Consider the following 26,796-nt stretch of genomic DNA (forward strand, 5'->3'; position numbering starts at 1 on the left):
CCGGACGGCAACCGGAGGCGCCGGTCAGCCCTCCACCGTGAGGATCTCGGCGTCCAGCGCCACGTCGGTGTCGAGCGTGACGTACCCGCGGTCCTCGAAGAGCACCGTCAGACGGTCCGCCTCGACGACGGACACGACGCCCGGCCCGAACTCCTGGTGCCGCACGGCCTGGCCGGGTCGCACGCGGTCCTCCGACGCCCGCACCGAAGTCCCGGCGTCGCACGAGTCGCAGTGCCCGCACACGTCGCGGCGCTCCTCGCCCAGCAGCTCGAGCAGCAGCCGCCGGCGGCAGTCCGTCGTGTCGGTGTAGGTGCGGACGAGGTCGACGCGGGACGTCTCGAGCCGTGCTCGGCGCTCGCGCTCGGCCTTGACGTCGGCGAGGACGCGGCGGACCCGAGCGCCCTCGACGGTCCGGAACCTCCCGTCGTCGTCCCGGACGGCCCCGACGCGCTGCAGCTCGCCGAGGGCGCGCGCGACCGTGCGGCGCGCGAGCTCGGTGCGCTCCGCCAGCGTCGCCTGGTCGGCCGGTCCCTCCTCGAGCGCACGGACGACGGAGGTCAGCGTCTGCGGGCGCGACCCGCCGCTCGCCCGCTGGTAGCGGGCCAGGCCGTGGTCCTCGGGGCGGTGCACGACGAGCGCACGCGCCGGCTCCTCGTCACGGCCCGCGCGGCCGACCTCCTGGTAGTACGAGTCGAGCGTCGTGGGCGGCCCGGCGTGCACGACGAGGCGCACGTCGGCCCGGTCGACGCCCATGCCGAACGCCGAGGTCGCGACGACGAGGTCGGCGTCCCCGGACAGGAACCGGTCCTGGGCCGCGGAGCGCTCCTTGGCCGGCAGGCCCGCGTGGTAGACGAGCGCGGGGCGCCCGTCCTCCGCGAGCGCCCCCGCGAGGGCCTCGGTGTGCGCGCGGGTGCGTGCGTAGACGATGACGGCGCCCGGCTCGTCGAGCACGGCCTCGCGCACGTACGCGTCGCGCTCGTCCTCGCTGGCCGCGGGGCGTGCGCCGAGCCAGATGTTCGGGCGGTCGGCGTCGTGCACGAGCACGCGCGGGTCGCGCATCTCGAGCTGGGCGACGATCTCCTCGCGCACGTGCGCGGAGGCTGTCGCGGTGAGCGCCAGCACGCGGGGGTCGCCGAGCCGGTGCACGGCCCAGCCGACGAGCAGGTAGTCCGGCCGGAAGTCGTGCCCCCACTCGCTCACGCAGTGCGCCTCGTCGACCACGACGAGCCCCACGTCCGCCTGCTGGAGGGCGTCGAGGACGACCTCCCGCTGGAGCTGCTCCGGTCCGAGCAGCAGCACGTCGAGGTCGCCGGACGCCGCCGCCTCGAGCGCCTCGCGCTGCTGCGCGGCGGTCCGCGCGGAGCTGACCGACGCCGCCCGCAGCCCCGACTCGCGCAGCGAGGTCACCTGGTCGCGCTGCAGCGCGAGGAGCGGCGAGACCACGACCGTCAGCCGCTCGGCGACGAGCGTCGCCACCGCGTACACCGCCGTCTTGCCCGCCCCCGTGCGGGCCACGAGGAGCGTGTCGTGCTCCGCCAGTCCCGCGAGGGCGTCGCGCTGCGACTCCCGCAGCTCGACCCCCTCACCCAGCACGCGCGTCACCGCGGCGTCGACGTCCACCCGCCACCTCCGTCCGGCGCGCCGGTGCGGCGGCCCCGCACCGTCCTACCCACCGCCGGCCCCCGGCGCGCGGTGAACGCCCGTTCCCCGCACCCGCTGCGACGAGCGTCACGCGGCCGTCGCGCGGGTCCGGCGGGGCGCACGTACGGTCGACTCGTCCCGTCCGCCCCCACCCCGGAGGTCCCCCATGAGCCCGTCGCAGCGTCCCCACGACGTCGTGGTCGTCGGCTCCGGGTTCGGCGGCCTGTTCGCGACGCGTGCGCTCGCGAGCGCACCCGGTGTGCGCGTCACCGTCGTCAGCGGCTCCAACCACCACCTCTTCCAGCCGCTGCTGTACCAGGTGGCGACGGGCGTGCTGTCGTCGGGCGAGATCGCACCCGCGACGCGCGACGTGCTGCGCCGTCAGCGCAACGCGCGGGTGCTGCTCGGCGTCGTGGAGGACGTGGACCTCGACGCGCGCGAGGTGGTGCACCGCTCCCCCGCCGGCGTGACGCGCACCCGCTACGACAGCCTCGTGGTGGCGGCGGGCGCCGGGCAGTCGTACTTCGGGCGGGACGAGTTCGCCGAGCACGCGCCGGGCATGAAGAGCCTCGACGACGCGCTCGAGATCCGCGGGCGCATCTTCGGCGCGTTCGAGCTGGCGGAGGTGACCCGCGACGAGGCGGCCGTGGAGCGGCTGCTCACGTTCGTCGTCGTCGGGGCCGGTCCGACCGGCGTCGAGATGGCCGGGCAGGTCGCCGAGCTCGCGCACCGCGTGCTGCCCGGGCAGTTCCGGCACGTCGACCCGCGCCGCACGCGCGTGCTGCTCGTCGACCCGGTCGACCACGTGCTGCCGGGCTACCCCGAGCGCCTCAGCCGCGCCGCGACGCGTGAGCTCGAGGAGCAGGGCGTGGAGATCTGGACGGGCTGGAAGGTCGTCGACGTCGACCAGGAGGGCGTCGAGGTCGAGAACGGCGACGGTGAGCGGCGCAGGCTGCCGTCGTCGTGCAAGATCTGGGCCGCCGGTGTGCAGGGCGCGCCGATCGGGCGAGTGCTCGCCGAGCGGGCCGGCGTGGAGGCCGACCGCTCCGGACGGGTCCCCGTCGAGCCGGACTGCACGCTGCGGGGGCATCCCGAGGTGTTCGTCATCGGCGACCTCATGAAGCTCGACGGGCTGCCGGGCGTGGCGCAGGTCGCCATGCAGAGCGCGGAGCACGCGGCCGAGCAGATCCGCCGACGGGTCGACGGCCGCCCCACGGGCCGGCCCTTCGAGTACCACGACAAGGGCAGCATGGCGACGGTGTCCCGCTTCTTCGCCGTCGCGACGGTGGGCCGCGTCGAGACCTCCGGGTTCCCCGCGTGGCTGCTCTGGCTCGGGGTGCACCTGTTCTACCTGGTCGGCTTCAAGAACCGCGTGACCACCCTGCTGCACTGGGCCGTGTCGTTCGTCGGCCGCGGCCGCGCCGAGCGCGCCGCGACGTGGCAGCAGGTCATCGGCCGCAACGCCCTGCGGCGCGAGGGCGGCACGACCTTCGGGTCCCGCGAGCTCGCGCCCGGGGCGCGGTCCGGGTCGGGTGCGGACGCAGCCGACGACGAGGCCCGCGTGACCGACCGCGGGGACCAGGACGCACGCGGGACCTGACGCGCCGACGACCGGGTCGGTCGCCTACCAGCCGCCCCCGCCGCCACCGCCGACGCCACCGCCGGAGTAGCCCCCGCCCGAGAAGCCGGACCCGCCCGACGAGCCGGGCGTCGGCGCGCTGATCGCGTCCGTCGCGACCGTCTGGAACCGGTCCATCGCGCCCGCGAAGCCCGTGCCCCATAAGTAGGGCCCGGTCGTCCACGAGCCCACGTACCAGTCGGGCTGTGCGACGTCACGGCCCTGCGCGGCGAGGTCCGCGAAGACGCGCGCCCACCGCTCGGCCAGGCCGAACACGATCGCGTACGGCAGGTAGCGCGAGAACAGGTCCTCGCCCTCCTCGAACCGCAGCTGCTCGGCCTCGGCGGTCGCCAGGTAGCGACGGAACCCGAGGGTCTGCGCGAGCACCGCCGTGCCGTCGGCGGTGCGCGCCGGCGCCGCGCCGGACAGGGCCAGGACGACGACGCCGACGAGCCCCAGCGCCGCCGGGACGAGCGCGAGCCCCGGCGCGGACTGGACGCCCGCGGCCATCAGCACGACCACCCCGATGACGCCCACGAGGAGGAGCAGCACGCCCGTGACGCCCCACGCCGTGCGGACCGCCTTCGGGTTCGCACGGAACCACCCGGCCTCCGTGACGTGCTCGTACAGCAGGTCCTGCACCTTGCCCATGGACGCGGCGAACGTCGTCCTCAGCTCCGACAGGCGCACCTCGTCCCGCCCCTGGAACAGCTCGCGCACGAGCAGCGCCTCGAACGGCAGCAGGCCCTCGGTGTCGTGCCGCAGCCGCACGAGCGTCCAGTCGTCGGCCTTGCGGCCCTCGCGCGCCGGCGGCACCTCCTCGATGCGCAGCCACCCGCGCACGGCGAGGTCGATGATCGTGGCCGTGACGTCCACGGGGTCGGCCTTCTCGTCCACGAGCGTGCCGACCTCACCCGGCCGCTCCCCCTCCGGCGGCGTGAACCGGACCGTGACGGCGTCGCGCCGGTCGCGGTGCCCGATCGCCGCCTCCTGCCCCGCGACCGGGCGCAGCCCCGGGGTCAGGCCGAGGTACGCGCGGTCGCGCCCCGTGCGCCGCACCCGGCGCACCGCGAGGGCCGTGCCGAGCGCCAGCACCCCCGCCGCGGCGGCGCCGCCCGCGCTCGCGGGCCGGACCGGGGCGAACGGGTCGAGCTTCTCGCGCAGGATCGGCTCGGCGCCGGTGAAGGTGCCGCCGGGCCAGCCCGTCACGGTCGTGAACCGGTCGCCGACGGGCACGACGTCCTGCGTGAACGTCGCGGACGTGCCGTCGGCGGAGGCGGACCCGCAGGGCGTCGTCGCCCCCTCGGGCCCCGCGAAGCAGGCCGCGCCCTCGACGGCCGCCGGACCCGTGACGGTGACGCGCAGGTCCGACAGCGGCACCTCCCACCCGCCGCCGATGACGTCCCAGTACAGCTCGTCGCCCGAGTGCTGCGCGTTGGCCGGGTTGAGCCAGCCCCGCACCGTGAACGCCACCCGGTAGGTCTGCACGCCCGAGACGTCGTCGACGTCCTCGTCGCCGATGCGCAGCACGAGGGCGGCGCCCTCGTCCTCCCGGTGCAGGTCGGCCGGAGCGCCGGTGGGGCTGGAGACGGTGACGTCGGAGTACGCGAAGACGCGGTCGAGCTCGTCGTCGTACGGCACCCGCGTCGGGTAGGTGAGGTACGGCCCGTGCCCCGGGTCGTCGCCGAAGTCGAAGTCGAGCTCGATCTCGACGCGGACCGCGCCGTCGTCGGCGACGTCCGCACGGGCCTCGTAGCGGGTGATCTCGCGGCCGGACGTGAGGTCGCCCGGACGGGCGGGCGCCACCGCGCGGGCCGACGACGGGGCGAGCAGGATCACGCCGAGCGCGACGAGGACGACGAGCGCGAGCACCGTGAGGCGTCGCACCGCCCCGACGACCGCGCGGACGTCGTCGTCCGGCACGGGCGCGTCCGGACCGCCGGCCGCGTCCCCGCGCCTCACCGGTCGCGCTTCTCGCGCATGGCGCGCTGCGCCTCCAGGTTGTCCTGGCGCTCGCGCAGCGCCTGGCGCTTGTCGTACTCGCGCTTGCCCCGCGCCAGCGCGATCTCGATCTTCGCCCGCCCGTCGAGGAAGTAGAGCGCGAGCGGGACGATCGTCTGCCCCTTCTCGCGGGTCCGCGCCTCCAGGCGGTCGATCTCCTGGCGGTGCAGCAGCAGCTTGCGCTTGCGGCGCGGCGCGTGGTTGGTCCACGTGCCCTGCGAGTACTCGGGATGTGCACGCCGTGCAGCCACGCCTCGCCGCCGTCGACCTCCACCCACCCGTCGATGAGCGAGGCACGCCCGGCGCGCAGCGCCTTCACCTCGGTGCCGGACAGCACCATGCCCGCCTCGAGGACGTCCTCGATGACGTAGTCGTGCCGGGCCTTGCGGTTGGCCGCGACCATGGTGCGCCCGGTCGTCGTCGCCTTGGCCACGGCTCGGTCCTCCTGGTGCTCGCTGTGCTGGGGTGCCGCACGAGCCTACCCGCGCCTGTCCGACGCGCCCCAGGTGATTGCCCAGGGCGAACGGCGTCCGTCAGAGGCCGAGGTACGGCGCCGGGTCGCGCGTCGCGCCGTCGATGTACACCTCGAAGTGGAGGTGGCACGCGGCGGACGTCCCCGTGTTGCCCGCGTAGCCGAGCAGCTGACCCGCCTGCACGCTCTGCCCGGCGCCGACGCGGAACGAGGACATGTGGTTGTAGCTCGACATCAGGGACGAGCCGTTGACCCAGCCGTGGTCGATCATCACCTGGTTGCCGTAGCCGCTGCGGAAGCGGGTCCACTGCACGGTGCCCGCCCGCCCGGCGTACACGGGCTCGCCGCACCGGTCACGCAGGTCGATGCCGGCGTGCATGCGGTAGTAGCCCAGCACCGGGTGCAGGCGCATGCCGTACTTCGACGTCACGTACATCGGGTTGTGCGCGGTCGGGTTCGCGAACAGCGCGCCGGGCTTCGCACCGCCGGGCGGGGCGCTCGTCCCGCCGCCACCGCCACCGCCGCCACCGCCGCCCCCGGTGCTCGGCTTCTGCCCGGCCGCGGCCCGCGCCGCCTCCTCGGCGGCGCGCTGCTGACGCTGCTGCTCGATGATCTGCGCGAGCTCCGACGCCACGGCCTGCCGCTCGGCGTCGACGGCCGCCGCCTGCGCGGCCGCCTCGGCCTTCTGCGCCTCGATCGACGCCTTCTTCGCCTGCTGCTCGGCGAGCAGCCGCTCGACCTCGACCTTCGCGGCCTCGGCCGCGGCCTGCGCCTGCTCGGCCTCGACGAGCTTCTGGTCGGCCGCGGCCTTGATCTCGGCGACCTTGTCGCGCACGGCGGCCTGACGGGCCTGCGCGTTCTTGTTCTTGGCGACGATCTCCTGCAGCTCGTCGAGCACCTGCGCCTGCGTGCGCATCGCCGTCGACACCATGCCGTACCGCTGGACGAAGTCCTGCGAGCTCTCGGCGTCGAGCATGACGCTCATGCCGGATACGTCCCGCCCGCCCTTGTAGGCCTCGCGCGCCATCTGCCCGATGGCGGCGCGGATCTCGTCCTCGCGGGCGTCGTCCACGACGATCTGCTCGGCGATCGCCGTCTCCTCGTCCTCGGCCGCGGCCAGCCGGGCGGCCTGCAGGTCCGCCTCGCGCTGGGCGGCCTTCGCGGCGGCGACGGCCGCGTCGAGGGCCGCCTGCGCCTGCGGCAGCTGCGCCTCGACGGCCGCGAGCTCCGCGACGGCCGTCGCCAGTGCGCCGTCGAGCTCCTCCATCGCCGCGGCGAGGTCGGCGGCGCGCTGGTCGGCGGCGGCGCGGCGCTGCTCGGCGGCCGCGCGGCGGTTCGACAGGTCGTCCGCGACGGCGGGGCCGGCGACCCCCAGCAGCGCCGGGAGCGCGACGGCCGCCGCGGCCAGGAAGGCGACCAGCGCACCCCCGGGACCGCGCCCCCGCAGGGCGGAGCGCATCGGGTGCGGCGCCGGGGCGTCGGCGGGTCGCGGGGTCCGGTCGTGGCGTCGTCGCATGTCAGACCTTCGTGTAGCGGCTCAGGGTGACGAGGGACGAGATCGCGGCGAGCACGATCGCGACCACGAGCAGGAGCGGGGCGATGGCCAGCACGTCGGCGGTGCTCACGTACGGCACCCACGTGACGGACTGCCCGAGCCAGTCGGTGACGAGGTACTCGACCCCGAACCACAGCCCGGTGACCGCCAGCGCGGCGCCGATCGTCGCCGCGATCGCGCCCTCGAGCATGAACGGCAGCTGGATGAACAGCGTCGACGCGCCCACGAGGCGCATGATGCCGGTCTCGCGGCGCCGGCTCAGTGCCGACAGCCGGATCGTGGTCGTGATGAGCAGGACCGCCGCGAGCAGCATGATCGCCGCGATGCCGCCCGCCGCCCACGTCGCGCGGTCCAGCACGAGGAACAGGTTGTCGAACAGCCGTCGCTGGTCCTCGACGTCCTCGACACCGGGTCTGCCCGACACGACGTCCGCGACCACCTGGTACTGCTCGGGTCCGTGAGCTTGATGCGGTACGAGGCGTTCATGTCGTCCACCGTCGCGGCCGACGCCCAGAACTGGTCGCCGAACTGCCGCTGGAACGACTCGTACGCCTCCTCCTTGGTCTCGGTGTAGATCTCCTCGATGTACGGCGCGACCTCGGGCGCCTCGAGCGCGCCGAGGATGTCCTGGCGCTGCTCCTCGGTGACCTCGCCGGCAGCGCACGTGCGCTCGGCGGAGTTGGCCGGGCAGAGGAAGACGGAGACCTCGACCTTGTCGTACCAGTCGTCCTTCATCTTCCCGATCTGCGTCTGCAGCAGGGCCGCGGCGCCGAGGAAGGTGAGGCAGACGAACGTGACGAGGACGACCGAGACCGTCATCGACAGGTTGCGGCGCAGGCCGATGCCGATCTCGGAGAGGATGAACTGGAGGCGCACGGTCGATCCCCTCAGCGGTCCGAGCCGTACACGCCGCGCGACTGGTCACGGACGAGCTCGCCCGTGCTCAGCTCGACGACGCGCTTGCGCATCTGGTCGACGATCTCGTCGTCGTGCGTCGCCATGACCACGGTGGTGCCGGTGCGGTTGATGCGGTCGAGCAGGCGCATGATCCCCAGGGAGGTGGTCGGGTCGAGGTTGCCGGTCGGCTCGTCCGCCAGCAGGATCGACGGCCGGTTGACGAACGCGCGGGCGATCGCGACGCGCTGCTGCTCACCGCCGGACAGCTCGTGCGGGCGGCGCTTCTCCTTGCCGGCGAGGCCGACCATGTCGAGCACGTCGGGCACCGTGGTGAGGATGTGGTGGCGCGGCTTGCCGATGACCTGCAGCGCGAACGCGACGTTCTCGAAGACCGTCTTGTTGGGCAGCAGGCGGAAGTCCTGGAACACCGCGCCGATCTGCCGGCGCATGTGCGGCACCTTCCAGCTCGACAGCGACCCGAGCTCCTTGCCGGCGACGAACACCCGGCCGGCGGACGCCCGCTCCTCGCGGAGCACGAGCCGCAGGAACGTGGACTTGCCGGAGCCGGAGGCCCCGACGAGGAACACGAACTCCCCGCGCTCGACGTCGAGCGACACCCGGTCGAGCGCGGGCGGGCACCCCGGGCGTAGACCTTCGTCACGTTCTCGAACCGGATCACGGCGCGGACCTCGTCTGTCGTCGGGCTCGTCGCGGGCGCGGCGGGCCACCCGCGGACTCACGGGCACCGTCGAGGGTAGGAAGCGCCGAGCGGCCCCCGGGGCAGGACACGCCGCCGCGCTCCCTGTGAATCGGTACGCCCGAGCGGGTGATGCCCGGCTCGTCCCGGAACGTCCGGGGACGGCGGCTCAGGCGTCGGCCGGTGCCACCTGCTGTGCGCGGCGCCAGCGGATGCCGGCCTCGATGAAGTCGTCGATGTCCCCGTCGAACACCGCGGCCGGGTTGCCGACCTCGTGCTCGGTGCGCAGGTCCTTGACCATCTGGTACGGCTGCAGCACGTACGAGCGCATCTGGTCGCCCCAGCTCGCCTTGATGTCGCCCGCGAGCTCCTTCTTGGCGGCGCGCTCCTCCTCCTGGCGCTGCAGGAGCAGGCGGGACTGCAGGACGCGCAGGGCCGCGGCGCGGTTCTGGATCTGCGACTTCTCGTTCTGCATCGACACGACGATGCCGGTGGGGATGTGCGTCATGCGGACCGCGGAGTCGGTCGTGTTGACGGACTGCCCGCCGGGCCCGGACGAGCGGAACACGTCGACCTTGATCTCCGACTCGGGATCTCGATGTGGTCGGTCTGCTCGATGAGCGGGATGACCTCGACCGCGGCGAACGACGTCTGCCGGCGGCCCTGGTTGTCGAACGGCGAGATGCGCACGAGGCGGTGCGTGCCGGCCTCGACGGACAGGTGCCCGAACGCGTACGGCGCCTTGACCTCGAACGTCGCGGACTTCAGGCCCGCCTCCTCCGCGTAGGAGGTGTCGAGCACCGACGTCGGGTAGCCGTGCCGCTCGGCCCAGCGCAGGTACATGCGCAGGAGCATCTCCGCGAAGTCGGCGGCGTCGACGCCGCCGGCGCCGGCGCGGATCGTCACGACGGCGTCGCGGATGTCGTACTCCCCTGCGAGCAGCGTGCGCACCTCGAGCTCGCCGAGGTCCTTGCGGATGCCGACGAGCTCGGCCTCGGCCTCCGCGAGGGTGTCGGCGTCGTCCTCCTCGGCCGCCATCTCGACGAGCGTCTCGAGGTCGTCGATGCGCCCGCCGAGCTTGGTGACCCGGTCGAGCTCGGACTGCGCGGACGACAGGGCGCTCGTCACCTTCTGCGCCGCCTCGGGGTCGTCCCACAGGTCGGGGGCGGACGCCTGCTCGGAGAGCTCGGCGATCTTCGCCCGCAGCGCGGCGGGGTCGCTCACCGACTGGATGGACTCCAGGGTGCTGCGCAGCTCGCGGATCTCGGCGGGGAAGTCGGTGGTGGCCACGACCGTCCAGGGTACCCGCTGGAGGCAACGGGACCGGGCCGGGGCCGCGGCGGGAGGGCCCTCAGGCGAGGCGGGCGGCGCCGAGGGCGCCCACCACCAGGGCCACGGGCACGGCGGCGACGACGACCGCGGCGGTCCCCCGGCCACGCTCGCTCTCGACCCGGCGGGCCCGCAGGCCGAGCACCACGGCGACGAGGACGAGCGCGAGCCAGACGCCGGCCAGCACGACGCCGAGCGCGCTCGTCGGCGGGCGCTCGGGTGCGAGCGCGGCGGCGATGCCCGCGGCGACGGCGGCGACGGTCGCCACGAACGCGAGCACGGAGGCCGCCGCGACGACCAGCGCCCAGGTGGCGGTGCGCGAGCGGGGCGGGCGCACCGGCCCGCGGGCTCCCGGGCGGTCGGGGACGGGCGCGGGGCCGTCGGGGGATGGCTCGGTCATCGGAGCAGCGTGGCAGACGCGCCGCCCGGGGGCGGCGACCGCTGACGCACCGCGAGCACTTGACCGGTCCAGAGAACGGGTGGCACTGTAGCGGTACAGGCACTGGAGCGGTACAGAGCGGAACGAAGGTGAGCGACATGGAGACGATGGGACTCGGCGTCCTGGGCGTGCGGCTGTCACGCCTGCAGTCCGAGAGCGCGGAGCCGTGGGCCCCCCAGGTGGACGAGACGGCGCACGAGCGTCGCGTCGCGCAGCGGGCCGCCCGACGCGCCGAGCGCGTGGCCCGGGCCGGGCACGCGCCGGTGCGGGTCGCCGCGCCGCGGCGGGTGGCGGCGCACGCGCTGCACCGGCTCGCCGACACCCTGGCCCCGGCCGAGCCGCACGGGCGCGGGCACGTCGGTCAGCCGGTGCGCTGATGCGCACCCCGGGCGTGACGGGGGCGGACCGCGACGCCACGGTCCGCCCCTCACCCACGCGGCCGCGGCTCGGCGCGAGCGCGGCGACCTACCCTGGTGCGCATGACGTACCGGACGGGGGTCTCGTGGGCCGCGTGACGCTGCAGACGGTGGCCGACAAGGTCGGGGTCAGCCGGATGACGGTGTCGAACGCGTTCTCCCGGCCGGACCAGCTGTCGGAGGCGCTGCGGGCGCGCATCCTCGCGGCGGCCGCCGAGCTCGGCTACGTCGGCCCCGACCCCGCCGCGCGGGCGCTCGCCCGCCGCAGCGCGGGTGCCGTGGGCGTCGTGCTCACCGACTCCCTCGGCGAGGCGTTCCTCGACCCGGTGGCGGCCGCGTTCTTCGGCTCGCTCGCCGAGTCGCTCGCGCCGACGGGCCTGGCGGTCTCCCTCGTCCCGGCCGAGAACGTCGGCGGGCACGTGCCGGCGCGCGACCTCGCGCTGGACGGGGCCGTGGTCTACGCGTGCGCGGGTGACACCGAGGCGGTCGAGTGGCTGCGCAGGCGCCGCCTGCCGCTGGTGTTCGTCGACCAGGACCCCGTGCCCGGCTCCGCCGGCGTCCTGCTCGACGACCGCGCCGGCGGACGGGTCGCCGTGGAGCACCTGCTCGCGCTCGGGCACCGCGACGTCGCCGTCCTCACGATGAACAGCGACCGCACCGCACCCGGCTGGGCGGACGACCCGCGCCGTGGCGGCTCGAACCACGTCGCCCGTGAGCGCGCGGCCGGCGCCCTCGACGCGCTCGACGCGGCCGGTCTGCCGGGCCGCGTGTACGAGGTGGTCGACAACCACGACCACCTGATCGCCCCCGGGGTCGCCGACCTCGTCGCCGGGCCGCGGCGGCCCACGGGCGTCGTGTGCTTCTCCGACCTCATGGCCGCGCACCTCGTGCGCGCCGCGCAGGCGGCCGGGCTCACGGTCCCGGACGACCTCTCGGTCGTCGGCTTCGACGACAGCGTCCACGCGCACACCGTGCGGCCCGCCCTCACGACGGTCCGCCAGGACTTCGCGGCGAAGGGCCGGTTGGCGGCGTCCGCGCTGACGGAGGCGATCAGCCGGTCGCGCGCCGGTGCCGAGGACGCGGAGGAGCCGTACGAGCCGCCGCTCGCACGCATCCCGGTCGAGCTCGTCCTGCGCGACAGCACGGCGCCGCCCGCCGGTACGACCTCCTGACGGTCCGGCCAGGACGCGCTGCGGGTCCGGCGACGACGCGCCGACGGTCGGGCTAGGACGCGCGCGCCGTCGCCTCCGCCTCCAGCGCGATCCCGTCCGACCACGGCGCCATCACCCAGCTCAGCAGCACCGGCCGGGTGACCGCACCGAGCCGGACGACCGCGGAGCGCCCGTCCGGCGTCGACGCCTCCAGCACCCGGACACCGTCCCAGCGCGCCGCCGTCTCGGGGTGCGCGGCCACGTACTCCTCCACCGCGGCGCGCACGCCCGCGTCCGTGAGCGGGACGCCCGCCGGTCCGCGCGAGCCGCCGAAGTACCGGTCGTCGGAGACCGCGTCGGCGGCCGCGAGCGCGGCGAGGTCGGCCGTCGCGAGCAGCCGCTTGCGGTCCAGGTGCACACCGGTGGCCGAGACCGTGACCGTCACGAGCAGCAGCACGAGCACCGCCGTGCCGAGGGCCAGGACGGTGACCTGCCCGTCGTCGCCGCGGACGCCCGCACGTGCGCGGAGCCCGAGCCTGAGCCCCGCGGTGCGCCTCGCCGTGCCGCGGTCCGCGCGTACGGACCGCGCCGTCCCGGTCACCGCCCCACCACCCGGTACGCGTCCACGTCCGCCGTCCGCTCGACGCGCACGGGCACCTCGAGCGGCACGGCGTCCCGCACGAACGTGGGCACGAACGGCAGCGGCACGCGGATCTCGACGGCCGCCGTCACCTGCTCCCCCGGCTCGAGGCACCGGTCGACCGAGCAGGCGAGCACCAGGGCGTCGGCCGGGGCGTCGTCGAACCCCTGGTCACGCAGCGCCACACCCACGGCCGTGAGGGCCCGCCCCTCGGCGGCGGCCGCGTCGGGTGCGGCGACGTAGACGCGGGCGGCCTCCCGGGCCGCGCCCTCCGCCGCGAACGTCGCCGCCTGGACGCGCCCGAGCACGAGGACGAGGTACACGACCGGCACGAGCAGGACGAGCGCGACGCCGAGGAACTCGACCAGGGCGCTCCCCTCGTCCCGTCCCGCGCCGCGCCCCTGGCCGCCCGTGCCCCGCAGCCGGGCCCGCACCACCCGCAGCACGCCGCGGACCCGCACCCGTACGCGTCTCACGCCGCCTCCACGGGCGCGTGCCCGTCGACCTCGAGCGTCCCCGCCGGCCCGAGCAGCCCCACCAGCGGCAGCGGCGCCCGGACCGTGACGCGCACGAGCGGCAGCCCGTCGACCTCCACGACGCGCGCGGCCACGTCCTGCGCGTACGCCTCGGAGAGCGACGCCCGGAGCAGCACGACGGTGCGCGCCGCGCCGTCGTCCGCGTCGCGGCCGACGTGCGCCCCGTACCGGGCGCCCTCCGCGGCCGCGTCGATGCACGTGTTCCGCACGTGCTGCACGATCGCGAGCTGCAGCACCGACATCGCCAGCACCACGACGAGGCCACCGACGAGCACGAAGTCGACGACCGCGGACCCGTGGTCGCCGCGCCTCAGCCGGCGTTCGGCGAGACCGACCGGACCGCGTTCTCGAACAGCTCCGTGAGCGCGCTGCCCGCCACGACCCACAGCACGGACACGATGCCCGCCGTCATGAGCGTGATGAGCACCCAGCCCGGCACGTCCCCCCGGTCGCCCTGCGCCGCCACGGCGCACCACCGCTGCTGCAGCCGCACCGCGCAGGCGCGCACCCAGTCCGCCATCGTCCACTCCCGTCCTCTGCGGACGCCCCGACGGGCGTCCCCCGTGCACCGCGCGGGTCACAGGCCGACCCGCAGGACCACCACGCTGGGGAAGACGGCGAACAGGACGGTCACCGGGAGGATGAGGAAGACCACCGGGACCATCATGAGCACCTCCTTGCGCCCACCGGTCTGCATGAGGGCGCGCCGCCCCTCCTCGCGCACGTCCTGCGCCTGCGCGCGCAGCACGTCGGCGAGCGGCGACCCGCGCTCGACGGCGACGGCGACGCCCTCGGCGAAGCGGGCGAGCGCCGGCATGCCCGTCCGGTCCGCCAGCGCGTGCAGCGCGAGCGTGAGCGGGGCTCCCGCCCGCGCCTCCGCGAGCGTGCGCGCGAGCTCGTCGGTCAGCTCGCCGCGCGTCTGGCGCACCACGCGCTCGAGTGCACCGACGGCCCCCTCGCCCGCGCTGACGGCGAGGGCGAGCAGCTCGGTGACCGTCGGCATCTGCGAGAGCATCCGCTCCTCGCGCCGGCGCACCTGGCGCCCGAGCAGCCAGTCGGGCACGAGCGCGCCCGTCAGCCCGACGACCGCCACGAGCGCGAGCAGCGCCGGCAGCGCACCCCCGCGGCTCGCGGCCAGCACGAGCGCGAGCGCCAGCCCGACGGCGAGCCCGACGGCCGCCCCCACGACCTGCTGCGCGCGGAACTGCTCGACGGTCTCCCGCCGGCCAGCACGCTCGAGCCGCCCCCGCAGCTCGGCGGCGGGCGAGCCGACCCGCGCGAGCAGGCGCACCGCGTCGGCGAGGAACGGTGCGACCAGGCGCTCCAGCACGCCCCAGGGGCCGCGGGGCGCCGGCGCGCGCAGCAGCGCGGACGTCCCCCGCACCCGCAGGTAGGGCGCCAGCCGCTGGTCGAGGGTCGTGCGGCGCGAGCCCAGCGCCCACGCGACGAGCGCGGCGCCGGTGCCGCCGAGCAGCCCGATGAGCGCGCCGGCCACCGCGGGGCTCACCGCAGCACCCGCGGGTCGTCGGGCAGGCGCGCGACCCGCAGCATGAGCCGGTACGCGACGAGCGTCGCCACGGCGCCGGCGAGCAGGACCAGCGCACCCGCGGTGGAGTCGTAGGCCTGCAGCGCCTCGGGGCGCGTCGCGAGCATCGCGAGCACCGCCCAGGGCGCGGCGACGGCGAGCCGGGCCGCGTAGACGGTCCAGCTCTGGCGCGCCTCGATCTCGCCCCGGGTCCGCAGGTCGTCGCGCAGGAACGACGAGAGGGTGCGCAGCAGCCGACCCAGGTCGGTCCCGCCGACGTCCCGGGTGAGCCGCAGCGCCTCCACCACGCGGTCCGCGACGGGGTCCGCCAGCCGGTCCTTGAGGGCGTCGAGGCACTCGGCGAACCGGCCCGTCGCCCGGTAGTCCTCCGCGAACGCCCGGAAGGGCGCGCGCAGCTCGGCCGGTCCGCGGTCCCCTACCTGGGCCACCGCCTCGGGCAGCGACAACCCGGCTCGCACGCCCGACGCCAGGTGGTCCACGACGTCCGGCCACAGCGCCCGCGTGCGGGCGAGCCGTCGCCGCGCCCGGCCCCGCACGAGCGCCCACGGCGCGCCGGCGCCGAACCCGCCGAAGCACCCGGCGACGGCGGGGACGGGCACGAGCAGCAGCGCGACACCGGCGACGACGAGACCGACGACCGCGCTCACGGCGACGAAGCCCGCCGGGCTGACCCCCGTGACCTCCGCCTGCGTGAGGGTGTCGCGCACGCGCTGCGCCCAGCGGGCACCCGGCCCCTCCGGGCGGGGCACCACGGGCCAGAACGACCACCACACGGAGGCCAGGCCGGCCCCCAGCAGGAGCCCTGCGACGACACCCACCCGTCAGCCCTGCCGCAGGAGGGACACGACGTCGATCCCGGCGCGGGCGAAGCGCTCGACGTGCGGCGGGAAGCCGTCGGCCCGCACGAGGTGGCCGTCGCGGGTCGTGAACACGTCGGCGGTCTCGACGACCCCCGCCTCCACGCGGCCGGGCACCGCCACGACCTCGCGCGTGCGGCGCCGGCCCTGCCGGTCGAGCTCGAGGTGGACCACCAGGTCGACCACCGACGCGACGGTGGGCACCACGAACCGGTCGGAGATGTTCTCGCCCGCCAGCAGCGGGAGCGTGCACAGCTTCGTCAGGGCCTCGCGCGCGGAGCTGGCGTGGATCGTGCACATGGCGGGCACCCCGGCGTTGAGCGCGATGAGCAGGTCCAGGGCCTCGGCCTCGCGGACCTCGCCGACGAGGATCCGGTCGGGGCGCATGCGCAGCGCCTCCTTGACGAGCCGGCGCAGGCTGATCTCTCCCGTGCCCTCGAGGTTCGCCTGCCGGCACTGCATCGCCACCCAGTCGCGCAGCGCGGGACGCAGCTCGAAGACCTCCTCGCAGCTGACGACGCGCTCGCGCGGCGGGATCGCGCCCGCGAGCGCGTTGAGCATGGTCGTCTTGCCCGCCTGCGTCGCGCCCGAGACCAGCACGTTGAGCCCGGCGCGCACGGCGGCCTGGAGGAAGGCGGCGGCCGCCGGCGTGAGCGAGCCGAGGGCCACGACGTCGTCGAGGCTCGTCGCCCGGACGACGTACTTGCGGATGTTCACCGACCAGTGCCGCCGGGTGACGTCCGGGATCACGGCGTGCAGCCGCTCCCCGCCGGCCAGCGACGCGTCGACGAACGGGGAGGACAGGTCCAGGCGCCGCCCGGACACCTTGAGCATCTGCTCCACGAGGTCGCGCACCTGCGCCTCGGTGAGGATCGTCGTGGTCAGCTCCGGCTCCCCGCGGCGGGCGACGAACACCTGCGTCGGGCTGTTGATCCAGATCTCCTCGACCTCGTCGTCGAGGTAGCGCTGCAGCGGACCGAGGCCGGCGACCGCGTCGACCACGGCCTTGTGCACGGCGGCGGCGTCGGCGAGCGGCGGCACCGCGCCGAGCAGCGACCGCTCGTCGTAGTCCGCGATCGCCGCCTGCACCAGGGCGTGCACGCCGGCGCGGTCCCGCACGGGGTCGACGCCGCGCCGGCGGATCAGCTCGCGCACCTCGCCCTCGAGGATCGCCACGCCGTCCATGCCCACCCCCGCTCCGCGATGTCGGATTCGTCCCGTTCGGGGCGTCACGGTAGGGCACCTCGGCCGCCGGTCGCAGCCCCCGTCCACAGACGTCCGCTCGCGTCGCCGGGCCAGGACGCGCTCCCCGCCGGGTGACGAGCACCACTCGGACGGGTCGCCCGGCGGCCCCGACGCCGCTACGGTGGCGCCCCACGACGGTGTGACACGGCGCACGTGCAGGGGGAATGCGGATGGCCACGCCACGCGGTCCGTACAGGACCGGTGACGAGACGGGACCAACGGCGACGCCGTCGTTGTGGGAGCGCTACCAGCAACGCCGGTCCGCGGCGGCACAGCTCCGCGCGCTCCTCCCCTACGCCGGCCTGCCCCTCGTCGCCGGCACGCTGGCGGTGCACGCCGTCGCGGGGGCAGCACCCGTCGTGTTCCTCGTCGCCACGGGGCGTGCGCTGGGCGACCTCGCGAACGAGGGAGCGGCACGCTGGCTCGCCGTCGCCGTGGCCGCCTTCCTCCTCCAGCAGGCGCTCGCGCCCGTGCAGCTGCTGCTGTCGCGCACGGTCGCACGCCGCGTCGACGCGGCGTGCATCGAGCGCCTCACCACGTTCGCCCTGCACGAGGCGGAGCTGAGCGGCCTGGAGCGGCCCGACGTCGCGGACCGCCTCGCGCAGGCCGACGAGGCGTTCGAGCAGTGGACCCTCACCCCCGGCGCGGCCGTCGAGGGGGCGCTCGCGCTGACCGCCCGCTACACCCAGCTCGTCGGCGCCGTGGTCCTGCTCGGCGTCGTCGCGGGTCCCGGCGCGGCGCTCGCCGGCGCGCTCGTCGCCCTCGTCGCGCGGCTGGGCCACGCCGAGGCGTTCCGGCGGTGGGGCGGGCTCGTCCGACGGTTCGCACCGCTGCGGCGTCGCGTCACCTACGTGCGGGAGCTGGCGACCGGCACGCGCGCCGCGAAGGAGATCCGGACCCTGGGCCTGCTCGACTGGCTCGACGAGCGGTACGTGGCGGAGAACAGGGTCGTGCTGGACGCGCTGTGGACGTGGCGCAGGCGCGTGTACGGGCGTCCGTTCCTCGGCTACCTCGTGATCGCGCTCGTCGGCTCCGCCGTCGCCCTCCTCCTCGTCGCGCGCAGCGGTGCCGGCGCGGACGTGGCGAGCACCAGCATGGCGGTGCAGGCCGTGCTCGTGTGCGGACGCTTCGGCGTCGTCTTCCCGGAGTCGGACGTCAAGCTCGTCTACGGGCGCAGCGCGTGGACGGCGCTCCTCGAGCTCGAGGAGATCGCTCGGCGCTCCGGCGCGGTCGCCCCGGGTGCCTCCGCCGCGCCGGGGCGGCCACCGCAGGAGCGGCGCGCCCACGCGGAGCAGCCGCGGCGCCGGGAGCCGCTGAGCGACGAGGACCGCCACGACGCGGCCCGCGCCCACGGCGTCTTCCGCGTCGAGGACCGCGTCGCCGCGCCGGTGGACGCGGTCGTCCCCCGGCGCGCCGTGCGGCTCGAGGGGTGCGCTTCGGGTACCGACCCGACCGGCCGGTGCTCGACGGGCTCGACCTGGAGCTGCCGGTGGGCTCGTCGACGGCGCTCATCGGCGTCAACGGCGCGGGGAAGACGACGCTCGTCAAGGTGCTCACCGGCACCTACGTGCCCGACGAGGGGCGGGTCACCGTCGACGGCACCGACCTGCGCACCCTCGACCGCGACGCCTGGCAGGCCGCCTTCGCCGTCACCTTCCAGGAGTTCCTCCGCTACCCCGTCCCCCTGCGTGAGAACGTCGCGATGGGGGCCGTCGCCCACCGGGACGACGACGCCGGGCTGCGCGACTGCCTGCGCCGGGTCGGCCTCGGCGCGCTCCTCGACGAGCTGCCGCAGGGGCTGGACACGCCGCTCACGCGCGCGGTGCCCGGCGGGCGCGACCTGTCGGGCGGGCAGTGGCAGCGCCTGGCCCTGGCGCGGGCGCTGTTCGCCGTCCGGCACGGCGCGTCCGTCCTCGTCCTGGACGAGCCGACCTCCCAGCTCGACGCCCGCGGCGAGGCGGAGTTCTACGACGGGTTCCTCGAGCTCACGCGCGGCGTCACGAGCCTGGTCATCTCGCACCGCTTCGCGACCCTGCGCCGCGCCGACCGGATCGTCGTGCTCGACGGCGGACGCGTGGTGGAGTCCGGCACGCACGACGAGCTCGTGGAGCTCGACGGCCGCTACGGGCGCATGTTCGAGGTCCAGGCCCGCCGGTTCCGGGCCGCCGCGGGAGGGGCGCCGCGATGAGGGACGTGCTGCGGTGCCTCGGCCGCCTGCTCGCCCTCGGGTGGGCTCTCGACCGCCGCCGGTTCGCCACCGGCGCCGGGCTGCTCCTGCTGGGCGCGGTCGCGACCCCGGTCGTCGCCGTGGGCGTCGGCCGCCTGGTCGACGACGTCGTGGCGGGCGCCCCGGACCGCGCCGCCGTGTGGGCCCTCGTCGTGGCGGCCGCACTGGCCGGCGAGCTCATGCTCGGCCACTTCGCGCACCTGTCGTACTTCGAGCTCGCCGAGCTCACCGAGGAGCGCCTCAACCGCGACCTGCTGCGGCTGGTGAACGGTCACCCGCGTCTGGACACGAGCGACGACCCCGCCTTCGCCGACCGTGCGGACCTGCTCCGCCAGGACGTCATGCAGATGCGCGGCGCGATGCAGTCCGGCCTCCAGCTCGGCGCCACGTCCGTGCAGCTGCTCCTGACCGCGGTCGTGCTCGCCACCGTGTCACCCGCGCTGCTCCTGCTCGCCGCGGCGGCGGCCCTGCCCGTCCTCGCCGGCCGCCGCGCCGAGGAGACGCTGCAGCGCGCCCGGGAGGACCAGGCCCCCACGACGCGCGCCGTCCGCGCGCTGCGCCGGCTCGCGACGAGCCCGACGTCGCAGGCGGAGGTCCGCCTCAGCGGGGCTGCGGACTTCGTCGTCGCCCGGCAGCGCGCGCTGCTGACGACGTACTCGACCGCCATGCGGCGTGCCGACGTCCGGTACGCGGCGCTGCGGACCGCGGGGCAGCTCACCTTCGGCCTGGCGTACGCGGCCGCCGTGGTGTGGGTCTTCGTGCTGGCGCGCCGCGGGCAGGCGAGCGCGGGCGACGTCGTGCTGACCATCACCCTCGCCACGCAGCTCAGCCTCCAGATGGCCGCCGGCCTGGAGCAGCTCGGCACGGTGCACCGCGCCGCCGCCGGTCTGCGGCGCTTCGACGCCCTCGCACGCGAGGTCGACGACGCGGACGTCGCCACGGGCCCGGCGCCCGCACCGCTGCACCCCGGGGACGGTGTGCGCCTCGAGCAGGTCACGTTCCGCTACCCGGGGGCTGCGGCACCGGTGCTGCACGGGGTCGACCTGCACCTGCCCGCGGGATCGTCCGTGGCGCTCGTCGGCGAGAACGGCGCAGGCAAGACCACGCTGCTCAAGCTGCTGGTCGGTCTGTACCGCCCCACGTCGGGACGCGTGCTCGTCGACGGGGTCGACCTCGCGCACACCCCGCCGGCCGACTGGTTCGCCCGGACCGCGGCGCTCCACCAGGACGCGGCCCGCGTGGAGCTCTCGCTGCAGCACAGCGTGGGCGTCGGCCTGCTCGAGCGCGTCGACGACGAGGACGCGGTCCGGGACGCGCTGGCCCGCGCACGGTCGCCCCTGCGGGACGCCCTGCGCACCGACGAGCTCGTGGGGCTGGGGTACGGCGACGGCCGGGACCTGTCCGGCGGCCAGTGGCAGGACCTCGGCTTCGCGCGCGCTCTCATGCGCAGCGACGCCCGGCTGCTCGTGCTGGACGAGCCGGCGTCCGCGCTCGACGCGCTGGCCGAGCAGCGCCTCGTCGACGCCTACCAGGCCACGGCGGCCGAGCTCGCGGCACGGGCGGGCGGCGTCACCGTCTTCGTCACCCACCGGCTGTCGACGGTCCGGCTCGCCGACCGGATCGTCGTCCTGGCCGACGGCCGCGTCGCGGAGCAGGGCGGGCACGCGGAGCTCCTGGCCCGCGGGGGCCGGTACGCCGAGCTCTGGGCGACGCAGGCGCGCGCGTACAGCCACGACGGCCCCGGTGCGGGTGCGGGCGGCTCGGGGGAACGCGCCCCGTGAATCGCCGAAGAATGCGCGGACGTCCCCGGTCGACCGTCGCCCGGCATTTCTCCGAAAATCGTTCCGGACGGGGGCCCGGCAGCGCGCGAGAAAGGGGGCACGAATGACACAGCCGCGCGTCAGCGTCTCTGTCATGGCACATCCGCGCCGCGCTGGGCCCGCACATTCTCTCACCCGTTCGTGTGATGGCATGCCGGTGCGCGTGGTGCTCGACCCGGACCCGGACGGCCCACCGAGCACCGTCCGGACCGCCCGGCGTGCGTGGCGTCCCTGGCACGCCTCCGCGACCCACCACCTCCTGCTCCAGGACGACGTCACACTGCCGCCGGACTTCGGCCGGCACGTGACGGCAGCCGTGGCGGCCCGCCCGGACGCGGCCCTCAGCTTCTTCAGCGAGTGGGGGTCGTTCACGTCGCACGCGCTGCGGGTCGGCGCCTACGCGGGCTACCCGTGGGTCCGCCAGCCCGACACCTACCTCGCGACCCAGGCGCTCGTCCTCCCGGTCGGGCACGCGGACGCACTCGCGCACCTGCTCGCCGGTGCCGACCTCGACGAGCCCGACGACCACGCGGTGCACCGGTACGTCACCGGAGCCGGGATCGAGCACCTCGTGAGCAGCCCGAACCTCGTCCAGCACGACGACCGGCCGAGCGTCGTCGGCAACGGCGCGATGGGCGCCCGGCGCGCCACCGTGCCGCTGGCGGCGTCCGCGCCGCCGAGCGCCACGTGGTGGCGCGGTGACGCCCTGACGTCCCTCCGCCGCGTGCCGAGCGTCTTCTGGCGTCACGCCACCCCGTCGTCGTACGAGCAGGGGCCCGGACCGGCGGCACCCTGGGTCGTCGCGCCGACGCAGCGGACGTTCGGCGACGCGCACGAGGACGTCGTGGCGCGCGTGCACGCGATGCTGCGGTCGGCGCTGCGCGCACCGGTCGACGGGCCCGTCGGCGCCGTGCTGCCGGACGTGGCCGTGACGACCGCAGCGCAGCTCGCGGTCGCCCGGGCGTTGCGGGCAGGCCGCCGCGGAGCCGGCGCGGCGCCGGCCGACGCCGCGACCGCCGACGCCGCCGCGGCGGCTGCCGCACGGACGGTCGCGCCCGGCGGGCTGCGCACGCTCGACCCGCAGGGCGCCGTCGACTGGGCACGGATCGGCGAAGCAATGGTGCGCGTCGCCGCACGCGTGGAGGACGAGCTGCTGCCGTCGCTCGACCTCTGCGAGCTGGCTCAGACCCACACGTGGGCGGCCGGGTCCGTCCGCGGCTGAGCCCGCGCCTCGCCCTCGGGCACGACCCAGTGGTCGTGCCCGAGGGCCGGCGCCGGCACGGCGCGCGGCGTCGGCTGCCCCGTCACCAGTGCCCGCGTCAGGTACGGACGCACCGCCGGGACGGGCTCGGCGCCGTCCGGGGGTGCGCCCGGACCCGCGGGCACCACGCGCCACGCCAGCGGGTCGGCGAGGAACCGGCGGGTGTCGTCGGCCGTGCGCGGGTGGGCCAGCAGCGCGGCCACCAGCTCGGCGTCGGTCATCGCGCCGACCCGGGCGACCGCGTCGGCTCCCCCGTCGCCGACCCAGCGCCGCACGAGGTGACGCACCACGCCGACGGCGAGGACGTTGAGCTCCGACCGGTGGTACGCCACCTCCGCCTCGACCAGCCCGTCGAGCACGCTCGCGGTCGCGGCGCTCGTGCGCACCGCACCGTCGTCGACGGTCAGGTCGCCGAGCAGGTCGGCGGGCGCGGGCATCGCGCGGCCGTGCGCGTGCGCGCTGCGGACGTAGGAGTCGAGGTGGTCGAGGGTCATCAGGCCCGGACGCGGGGCCAGCACCGACGGGCGCTCCCCCGCGACGGTCGCCAGGACCGCCTCGGCGTCCAGGCCGTGGTCGGCCAGGACGGCGCCCAGTCCGCGGACCCGCCGCGCGCCCGTGCGGTGGTGGTCGATCCCGCCGATCCCCTCCAGGGTGTGGCTGAGCGGGGCGTGCCCCACGTCGTGCAGCAGCGCGGCAACCCGGGTCGTGGCGTCGTCCGCCGCGAGGTGCGCGACGAGTCCCAGCACCCCGAGGGAGTGCTCGAGCCTCGAGTACGTCTGCGTCGTCACGGTCGCGACCGCGCCGGCGTGCGCCACGAGGCCGAGCCGACGCACGGGCCACGTCCGCAGCAGCGCGGCCTCCACCGGTCGCAGCGCGGTCCTCGTGCGCCAGACGGGGTCGACGTGCACACCGCCGAGGCCCACGGTGTCCGCCACGCCGGGCACCGGTCGCGGCGTGACGTCGTCGTGCGCCCCGGTCACGGTGCGTCCGCGTCGGGAGGGAGGAGCCGGAGCGCGATGCGGTTGCCGTTCGGGGCGCGCACGAAGGGCTCGCTCCCGGGGCGCCACGACAGCGCCCGCACGGCACGGTCGACGGCCTCCAGGTCGTCGAGGCCGTCGAGCTCCTGCATGCCGTCCAGGGCGTTGCGGGCGTACAGCACGGAGCGCGTGCGCTCGTACCCGGGCCAGGAGGACTGCGGGACGGGCGTCGTGCGCCCTGCCACCGCGTCGGGGAACGCCGAGCGGAACAGCGCGTAGGCCTCGTCGAGCAGCAGCGGCAGGAGGTCGGCGACGGTGCGGTCGTCGGGGAGCGGGAAGTCCCGGCGCGCCAGCACGTCACCCGTGTCGATGCCCTCGTCCATGACGTGCAGGGTGACGCCGAACTCCCGCTCGCCGCGCAGCACCGCGAACGAGAGCGACGTCAGCGCGCCGCGGTACCAGGGCAGCGGCGCCAGGTGCAGGTTCATGGCGCCGCGGCCGAACAGGGCGAGGACCCGTGCCGGCAGGATGCGCGGGTACCCCACCGCCACCGCCGCCGCGTCCACGGGCTCCACCAGGTCGTCGATCTCGCGCACCGGTACGCCCGCGTCGGCGGCGGCCCGCACGAGGTCGGCGTCCGGCGGCGCGCCGGCGCCCGCGGGCGGCACGAGGACGGCCTCGAGCCGGGCGCAGCCCGACGTGTGCACGAAGGCGACGCAGCGCGCCGTCAGGGCCGTCACGCCGAGCACGTACAGCGGCGGCGGGCCCGGCGCGGGCCGGGGCGCCGCCCCGGACGCGGACCCGCCCGCGTCGGCGGTGCCGTGGGAGCTCATCGACCGTGGCTCGCCGCGTCACGAGGAGCGGGGCCGACGACGGCGGCCTCGCGCTCCCTCTCGTCCGCTGCGGGACCGGACGCGAGCGCGTCCAGCTCCCGGTCGACCTTCGCGAAGGCCTCGACGTACTGGTCCACCACGCCCCGGTCGTCCGGCCAGCGGTAGAACGTCGGCAGCGACAGGGCGTTCTCCTCGAGGAAGGTGCCGTGCGGGAACCGGTCGCGCAGCTCCGCGTCCGCAGGGGGCGCCGGCACGTCCCCGGTGCGGGTGCGCCACGGCGCGTCGTCGTCCGCGAACAGCGGCAGCCGCGCGAGCAGACGCCCCGACGGGGCGTCCACCTCGACCCCCTCGGCGCGCAGCGCCGCGACGACCTGCGACCGCCCGACCCGCACCGCCGCAGGCGTCAGGTACGGCTTGTACCCGTACCAGGCGCCCATGTCGCCCGGGTCCGGCACCTCCACGGGCACCACGGTGGCCGACTCCCGGAGCGCGTCGTTGAGGTACGCCAGCGCGGCCTGCCGCTGCCGCGCCAGGGCCTCGAAACGCGCCAGCGAGCCGAGCGCGACGATCGCGTTGAACGGTGACATCCGCAGCTTCAGGCCGTGCCCGGACTCCCAGAACGCCCGCAGGCTCGGGTGCCGGACGTCGGCCTTCGCACGGTCCCGGTAGTGCCCGGCGAGCACGGCCCGGTCGGCGAGCTCGTCGTCGTCCGTCACGAGGACGCCCCCCTCGCCCGCGTACACCGCCTTGTTCGCCTGCAGCGAGAAGATCGCCACGTCCCCGAGGGTCCCGACCGGGCGGCCGCCGTACCTGCTGCCGTGCGCGTGCGACCCGTCCTCGATGACGGCGACGCCGTGCTGCCGCGCGATCGCGAGGATCTCGTCCATCGCCGCGGCACGACCCCACTGGTGCACGACCACGACGGCCCGCGTGCGCGGCGTGATCGTCGCGCGCAGCGCCTCGGGCGAGAGGCACCGCGACCCCAGCTCGACGTCCGCGAACCGGACGGCGGCGCCCAGGGCGCGTGCCGGGCTCACCGCGGCGTGGTACGTGAGCACCGGGGCGACCACCTCGTCGCCCGGTCCGACGCCGACGGCCATCATCGCGGCCAGCATGGCGGACGTGCCGGAGTTGAACGCGACGCTGTGCCGCCTGCCGGGCGTGAGGGCGTCGCGGAACGCGCGCTCGAGCTCGCCGATCGGCCCGGCGTTGCCCCGGATCCCGATGTCGGTGAGGCGCTGGTCGGCGAGGCGACGCAGCTCGTCCGGCGAGGGCGGAGGCGGCCAGGGCTCGTGCGGGTGCGGCGTGGTGACGGCGGGTGCACCGCCGTGCAGGGCGAGCCGGGTCATCGGGTCGTCGTCTCCTCGGGCGCGTCGGGTCGGTGGTGCTCGGAACGGGCCGCGCCGCGCAGGCCGGTGGGTCCGGCGTGCGCGGCGGCCCGGTAGATCTCCTCGCAGCTGCGCACCACCGCGAGGTGGTGCCGCAGGTGCTCGGCCGCGCGCTCGGGGCGGGCCGCGAGGTCGAGGTACGCGCTCAGGACGACCGCAGGCGAGTCGGTGCACCGCGCCGGGCCCTGGTAGCGGTCGAGGAGCGTGCCGTCCGCGGCGTGCACGTCGACGCGGGCGCCGCGGACGTCGACGGACGCGACCCCACGGGTGCCGTGGACCTCCAGCACCTCGCGCTTCTCGCGCGCGTGCCGGGCGACGAACAGGTGGCCGCCGACGGCGCCGTCGAGGAACTCGAGCGACGCGGACACGAGGTCCTCGAGGTCCTCCGAGCGCGACTCGGCGTACCGGAAGTGCTTGCTGGCGCCCAGCACGCGCGGCGTGCCGAACACCTGGGTGAGGACGTCGAGCGCGTGGTAGCCCATGTCGAGCAGCACGCCGCCCCGCGCCTGCGACCACTCGGAGCGCCAGCCCCGGGTCGGTGCGTCGAACGCCATGCTGTACGACCACTCGGCCCAGTAGGGCTCCTCGATGAGCTCGAGCGCCCGCTGGAGGTACCGGAACTCGGGGCGCGTGGGCCGCTGCGTGAGCGTGACGATGCTCCGACCGCTCGCCGTGGCGATGTCGAGCAGGCGGGCCGCCGACGCGACGTCGGGCACGAGCGGCTTCTCGACGAGCACGTGCGAGCCCGCGTCGACCAGTCGCGCGATGGTCTCGTAGTGCTGGCCGTGCGGCACGGTGACGAGCGCGACGTCGGGCACGTGGTCCGCGAGCAGGGCGTCGATGCTGCGGAAGGTCCGCGGCGCGTGCCGGCGCAAGCGCGGCGGCTCCCCCTCCACGGGGTCGACGAGCCCGGTGAGGCGCACGCCGGTGAGGGTGTCGGCGGCGCACACGTACTCGGAGCCCTGGTGCCCCCGGTAGCCCACGCACGCGAGCGTGACGGGCCGGGCGCGGACCCGTGCGCCCGGTCCCCGCGCCGTGCTCGACGTCGTGCCGGTGATCGTGGTCGAGAGCATGCCCCTGCCGCCTCTCGCCGCCCGCCGACCTGCTGACGGGCGATGCTTATTACTCCGGTGTAATGTGCCGCTGACGAGTCCTGGAGGCTAGCATCATGACAATTGGGCAGCGACCCGAGAACGTCTTGTTCGCCCCGTGGGGAAACGGCGTCGGGCACCTCGTACGAATGGCCGTGC

The 26,796-nt window shown here is 75.9% G+C and carries 23 protein-coding genes and 3 pseudogenes; 6 read left to right on the forward strand and 20 right to left on the reverse strand.

What is annotated here, in order from left to right; translation table 11 throughout:
* Window positions 1-24: 24 nt before the first annotated feature.
* Window positions 25-1,620: a RecQ family ATP-dependent DNA helicase gene (locus tag GC089_RS12330; RefSeq protein ID WP_155377915.1), complete on the reverse strand. Its 1,596-nt coding sequence runs from the start codon at window positions 1,618-1,620 to the stop codon at window positions 25-27.
* Window positions 1,621-1,807: 187 nt separating this feature from the next.
* Here GC089_RS12330 and GC089_RS12335 point away from each other — a divergent pair, with 187 nt between their 5' ends.
* A complete protein-coding gene (locus GC089_RS12335; protein WP_155377916.1) occupies window positions 1,808-3,241 on the forward strand; it encodes an NAD(P)/FAD-dependent oxidoreductase in 1,434 nt (477 codons plus the stop codon).
* Window positions 3,242-3,265: 24 nt separating this feature from the next.
* On the opposite strand, the gene GC089_RS12340 is transcribed toward GC089_RS12335, so the two are convergent.
* The 7 genes and pseudogenes from GC089_RS12340 to GC089_RS12370 all read right to left on the reverse strand — a co-directional run bounded on the left by GC089_RS12340 (window position 3,266) and on the right by GC089_RS12370 (window position 10,610).
* Window positions 3,266-5,221, reverse strand: a complete 1,956-nt coding sequence (locus GC089_RS12340; protein WP_230684779.1) for a DUF2207 domain-containing protein — start codon at window positions 5,219-5,221, stop codon at window positions 3,266-3,268.
* Window positions 5,218-5,663 (reverse strand): annotated as a pseudogene (gene smpB / locus GC089_RS12345) (SsrA-binding protein SmpB). The gene GC089_RS12340 and the pseudogene smpB overlap by 4 nt, the downstream one beginning before the upstream one ends.
* A gap of 130 nt (window positions 5,664-5,793) precedes the next feature.
* The gene (locus GC089_RS12350) at window positions 5,794-7,248 is read right to left on the reverse strand and encodes a M23 family metallopeptidase (protein WP_230684780.1); all 1,455 of its coding nucleotides are present in this window, start codon (window positions 7,246-7,248) and stop codon (window positions 5,794-5,796) included.
* A 1-nt stretch (window position 7,249) separates the two neighbouring features.
* A pseudogene (gene ftsX / locus GC089_RS12355) lies at window positions 7,250-8,163 on the reverse strand (permease-like cell division protein FtsX).
* 11 nt (window positions 8,164-8,174) lie between these two features.
* A pseudogene (gene ftsE, locus GC089_RS12360) lies at window positions 8,175-8,863 on the reverse strand (cell division ATP-binding protein FtsE).
* 187 nt (window positions 8,864-9,050) lie between these two features.
* Window positions 9,051-10,171 (reverse strand): peptide chain release factor 2 gene (prfB, locus tag GC089_RS12365; protein WP_155377917.1). Its coding sequence is split into 2 segments (ribosomal slippage): window positions 9,051-9,475 and window positions 9,475-10,171, totalling 1,122 coding nucleotides; the frame shifts between segments, so codons are not numbered across the junction.
* Between the two features lie 61 nt (window positions 10,172-10,232).
* A complete protein-coding gene (locus tag GC089_RS12370) occupies window positions 10,233-10,610 on the reverse strand; it encodes a hypothetical protein (protein WP_155377918.1) in 378 nt (125 codons plus the stop codon).
* A gap of 137 nt (window positions 10,611-10,747) precedes the next feature.
* Between GC089_RS12370 and GC089_RS12375 the strand changes: the two genes are divergently transcribed.
* Both GC089_RS12375 and GC089_RS12380 read left to right on the forward strand, forming a co-directional pair.
* Window positions 10,748-11,026 (forward strand): hypothetical protein, encoded by a 279-nt coding sequence (locus GC089_RS12375; protein WP_155377919.1) that lies wholly within the window; start codon window positions 10,748-10,750, stop codon window positions 11,024-11,026.
* A 134-nt stretch (window positions 11,027-11,160) separates the two neighbouring features.
* Window positions 11,161-12,237 carry a LacI family DNA-binding transcriptional regulator gene (locus GC089_RS12380; protein WP_230684781.1) on the forward strand — a complete coding sequence of 359 codons (1,077 nt, stop codon included), beginning with the start codon at window positions 11,161-11,163 and terminating at the stop codon, window positions 12,235-12,237.
* A 52-nt stretch (window positions 12,238-12,289) separates the two neighbouring features.
* Here GC089_RS12380 and GC089_RS12385 read toward each other — a convergent pair whose 3' ends face one another.
* The 8 genes from GC089_RS12385 to GC089_RS19165 all read right to left on the reverse strand — a co-directional run bounded on the left by GC089_RS12385 (window position 12,290) and on the right by GC089_RS19165 (window position 17,822).
* Window positions 12,290-12,817 (reverse strand): pilus assembly protein TadG-related protein, encoded by a 528-nt coding sequence (locus GC089_RS12385; protein WP_196250696.1) that lies wholly within the window; start codon window positions 12,815-12,817, stop codon window positions 12,290-12,292.
* Window positions 12,814-13,332, reverse strand: a complete 519-nt coding sequence (locus GC089_RS12390; protein WP_370513997.1) for a pilus assembly protein — start codon at window positions 13,330-13,332, stop codon at window positions 12,814-12,816. Before GC089_RS12390 ends, GC089_RS12385 begins: the two co-directional genes overlap by 4 nt.
* Window positions 13,329-13,778 (reverse strand): TadE/TadG family type IV pilus assembly protein, encoded by a 450-nt coding sequence (locus tag GC089_RS12395; RefSeq protein WP_370513998.1) that lies wholly within the window; start codon window positions 13,776-13,778, stop codon window positions 13,329-13,331. The genes GC089_RS12390 and GC089_RS12395 overlap by 4 nt, the downstream gene beginning before the upstream one ends.
* Window positions 13,703-13,912, reverse strand: coding sequence for a hypothetical protein (locus GC089_RS12400; protein ID WP_230684782.1), 210 nt, complete (start codon window positions 13,910-13,912; stop codon window positions 13,703-13,705). Before GC089_RS12400 ends, GC089_RS12395 begins: the two co-directional genes overlap by 76 nt.
* A gap of 57 nt (window positions 13,913-13,969) precedes the next feature.
* The gene (locus tag GC089_RS12405) at window positions 13,970-14,899 is read right to left on the reverse strand and encodes a type II secretion system F family protein (protein WP_155377921.1); all 930 of its coding nucleotides are present in this window, start codon (window positions 14,897-14,899) and stop codon (window positions 13,970-13,972) included.
* Window positions 14,896-15,756 carry a type II secretion system F family protein gene (locus tag GC089_RS12410; protein WP_155377922.1) on the reverse strand — a complete coding sequence of 287 codons (861 nt, stop codon included), beginning with the start codon at window positions 15,754-15,756 and terminating at the stop codon, window positions 14,896-14,898. Before GC089_RS12410 ends, GC089_RS12405 begins: the two co-directional genes overlap by 4 nt.
* Before the next feature lie 3 nt (window positions 15,757-15,759).
* Window positions 15,760-16,980, reverse strand: a complete 1,221-nt coding sequence (locus GC089_RS12415) for a CpaF family protein (RefSeq protein ID WP_155379208.1) — start codon at window positions 16,978-16,980, stop codon at window positions 15,760-15,762.
* A gap of 176 nt (window positions 16,981-17,156) precedes the next feature.
* Complete coding sequence (locus tag GC089_RS19165) at window positions 17,157-17,822, reverse strand: hypothetical protein (protein WP_155377923.1); 666 nt, start codon at window positions 17,820-17,822, stop codon at window positions 17,157-17,159.
* Window positions 17,823-18,469: 647 nt separating this feature from the next.
* On the opposite strand from GC089_RS19165, the gene GC089_RS19170 reads away from it, so the two are divergent.
* The 3 genes from GC089_RS19170 to GC089_RS12435 all read left to right on the forward strand — a co-directional run bounded on the left by GC089_RS19170 (window position 18,470) and on the right by GC089_RS12435 (window position 22,309).
* Window positions 18,470-19,228, forward strand: a complete 759-nt coding sequence (locus GC089_RS19170) for an ABC transporter ATP-binding protein (RefSeq protein ID WP_230684783.1) — start codon at window positions 18,470-18,472, stop codon at window positions 19,226-19,228.
* Window positions 19,225-21,048: an ABC transporter ATP-binding protein gene (locus tag GC089_RS12430; protein WP_155377925.1), complete on the forward strand. Its 1,824-nt coding sequence runs from the start codon at window positions 19,225-19,227 to the stop codon at window positions 21,046-21,048. The genes GC089_RS19170 and GC089_RS12430 overlap by 4 nt, the downstream gene beginning before the upstream one ends.
* Before the next feature lie 190 nt (window positions 21,049-21,238).
* Entirely contained in the window at window positions 21,239-22,309 is a 1,071-nt protein-coding gene (locus GC089_RS12435) for a hypothetical protein (RefSeq protein ID WP_155377926.1), read from the forward strand.
* Here GC089_RS12435 and GC089_RS12440 read toward each other — a convergent pair.
* From GC089_RS12440 to GC089_RS12455, 4 genes are read right to left on the reverse strand one after another with little or no spacing between them, the layout of a single operon-like run.
* Complete coding sequence (locus GC089_RS12440) at window positions 22,270-23,328, reverse strand: HD domain-containing protein (protein ID WP_155377927.1); 1,059 nt, start codon at window positions 23,326-23,328, stop codon at window positions 22,270-22,272. The two genes, GC089_RS12435 and GC089_RS12440, sit on opposite strands and share 40 nt — an antisense overlap.
* The gene (locus tag GC089_RS12445; protein WP_155377928.1) at window positions 23,325-24,158 is read right to left on the reverse strand and encodes a formyltransferase family protein; all 834 of its coding nucleotides are present in this window, start codon (window positions 24,156-24,158) and stop codon (window positions 23,325-23,327) included. The genes GC089_RS12440 and GC089_RS12445 overlap by 4 nt, the downstream gene beginning before the upstream one ends.
* Window positions 24,155-25,507: a DegT/DnrJ/EryC1/StrS aminotransferase family protein gene (locus tag GC089_RS12450; protein ID WP_155377929.1), complete on the reverse strand. Its 1,353-nt coding sequence runs from the start codon at window positions 25,505-25,507 to the stop codon at window positions 24,155-24,157. The genes GC089_RS12445 and GC089_RS12450 overlap by 4 nt, the downstream gene beginning before the upstream one ends.
* A complete protein-coding gene (locus GC089_RS12455) occupies window positions 25,504-26,619 on the reverse strand; it encodes a Gfo/Idh/MocA family protein (RefSeq protein ID WP_155377930.1) in 1,116 nt (371 codons plus the stop codon). Before GC089_RS12455 ends, GC089_RS12450 begins: the two co-directional genes overlap by 4 nt.
* Window positions 26,620-26,796: the final 177 nt, after the last annotated feature.

Origin of the sequence: Cellulomonas sp. JZ18 (assembly GCF_009720485.1) — a bacterium.
Classification (GTDB): domain Bacteria; phylum Actinomycetota; class Actinomycetes; order Actinomycetales; family Cellulomonadaceae; genus Cellulomonas.

Coding starts and splice junctions, on each gene's coding strand:
- GC089_RS12335 (WP_155377916.1), top strand. CDS start 1,808: ATGAGCCCGTCGCAGCGTCCCCACGACGTCGTGGTCGTCGGCTCCGGG.
- GC089_RS12350 (WP_230684780.1), bottom strand. CDS start 7,248: ATGCGACGACGCCACGACCGGACCCCGCGACCCGCCGACGCCCCGGCG.
- GC089_RS12370 (WP_155377918.1), bottom strand. CDS start 10,610: ATGACCGAGCCATCCCCCGACGGCCCCGCGCCCGTCCCCGACCGCCCG.
- GC089_RS12375 (WP_155377919.1), top strand. CDS start 10,748: ATGGAGACGATGGGACTCGGCGTCCTGGGCGTGCGGCTGTCACGCCTG.
- GC089_RS12400 (WP_230684782.1), bottom strand. CDS start 13,912: ATGGCGGACTGGGTGCGCGCCTGCGCGGTGCGGCTGCAGCAGCGGTGG.
- GC089_RS12415 (WP_155379208.1), bottom strand. CDS start 16,980: ATGGACGGCGTGGCGATCCTCGAGGGCGAGGTGCGCGAGCTGATCCGC.
- GC089_RS12430 (WP_155377925.1), top strand. CDS start 19,225: ATGAGGGACGTGCTGCGGTGCCTCGGCCGCCTGCTCGCCCTCGGGTGG.
- GC089_RS12435 (WP_155377926.1), top strand. CDS start 21,239: ATGCCGGTGCGCGTGGTGCTCGACCCGGACCCGGACGGCCCACCGAGC.
- GC089_RS12445 (WP_155377928.1), bottom strand. CDS start 24,158: ATGAGCTCCCACGGCACCGCCGACGCGGGCGGGTCCGCGTCCGGGGCG.
- GC089_RS12450 (WP_155377929.1), bottom strand. CDS start 25,507: ATGACCCGGCTCGCCCTGCACGGCGGTGCACCCGCCGTCACCACGCCG.
- GC089_RS12455 (WP_155377930.1), bottom strand. CDS start 26,619: ATGCTCTCGACCACGATCACCGGCACGACGTCGAGCACGGCGCGGGGA.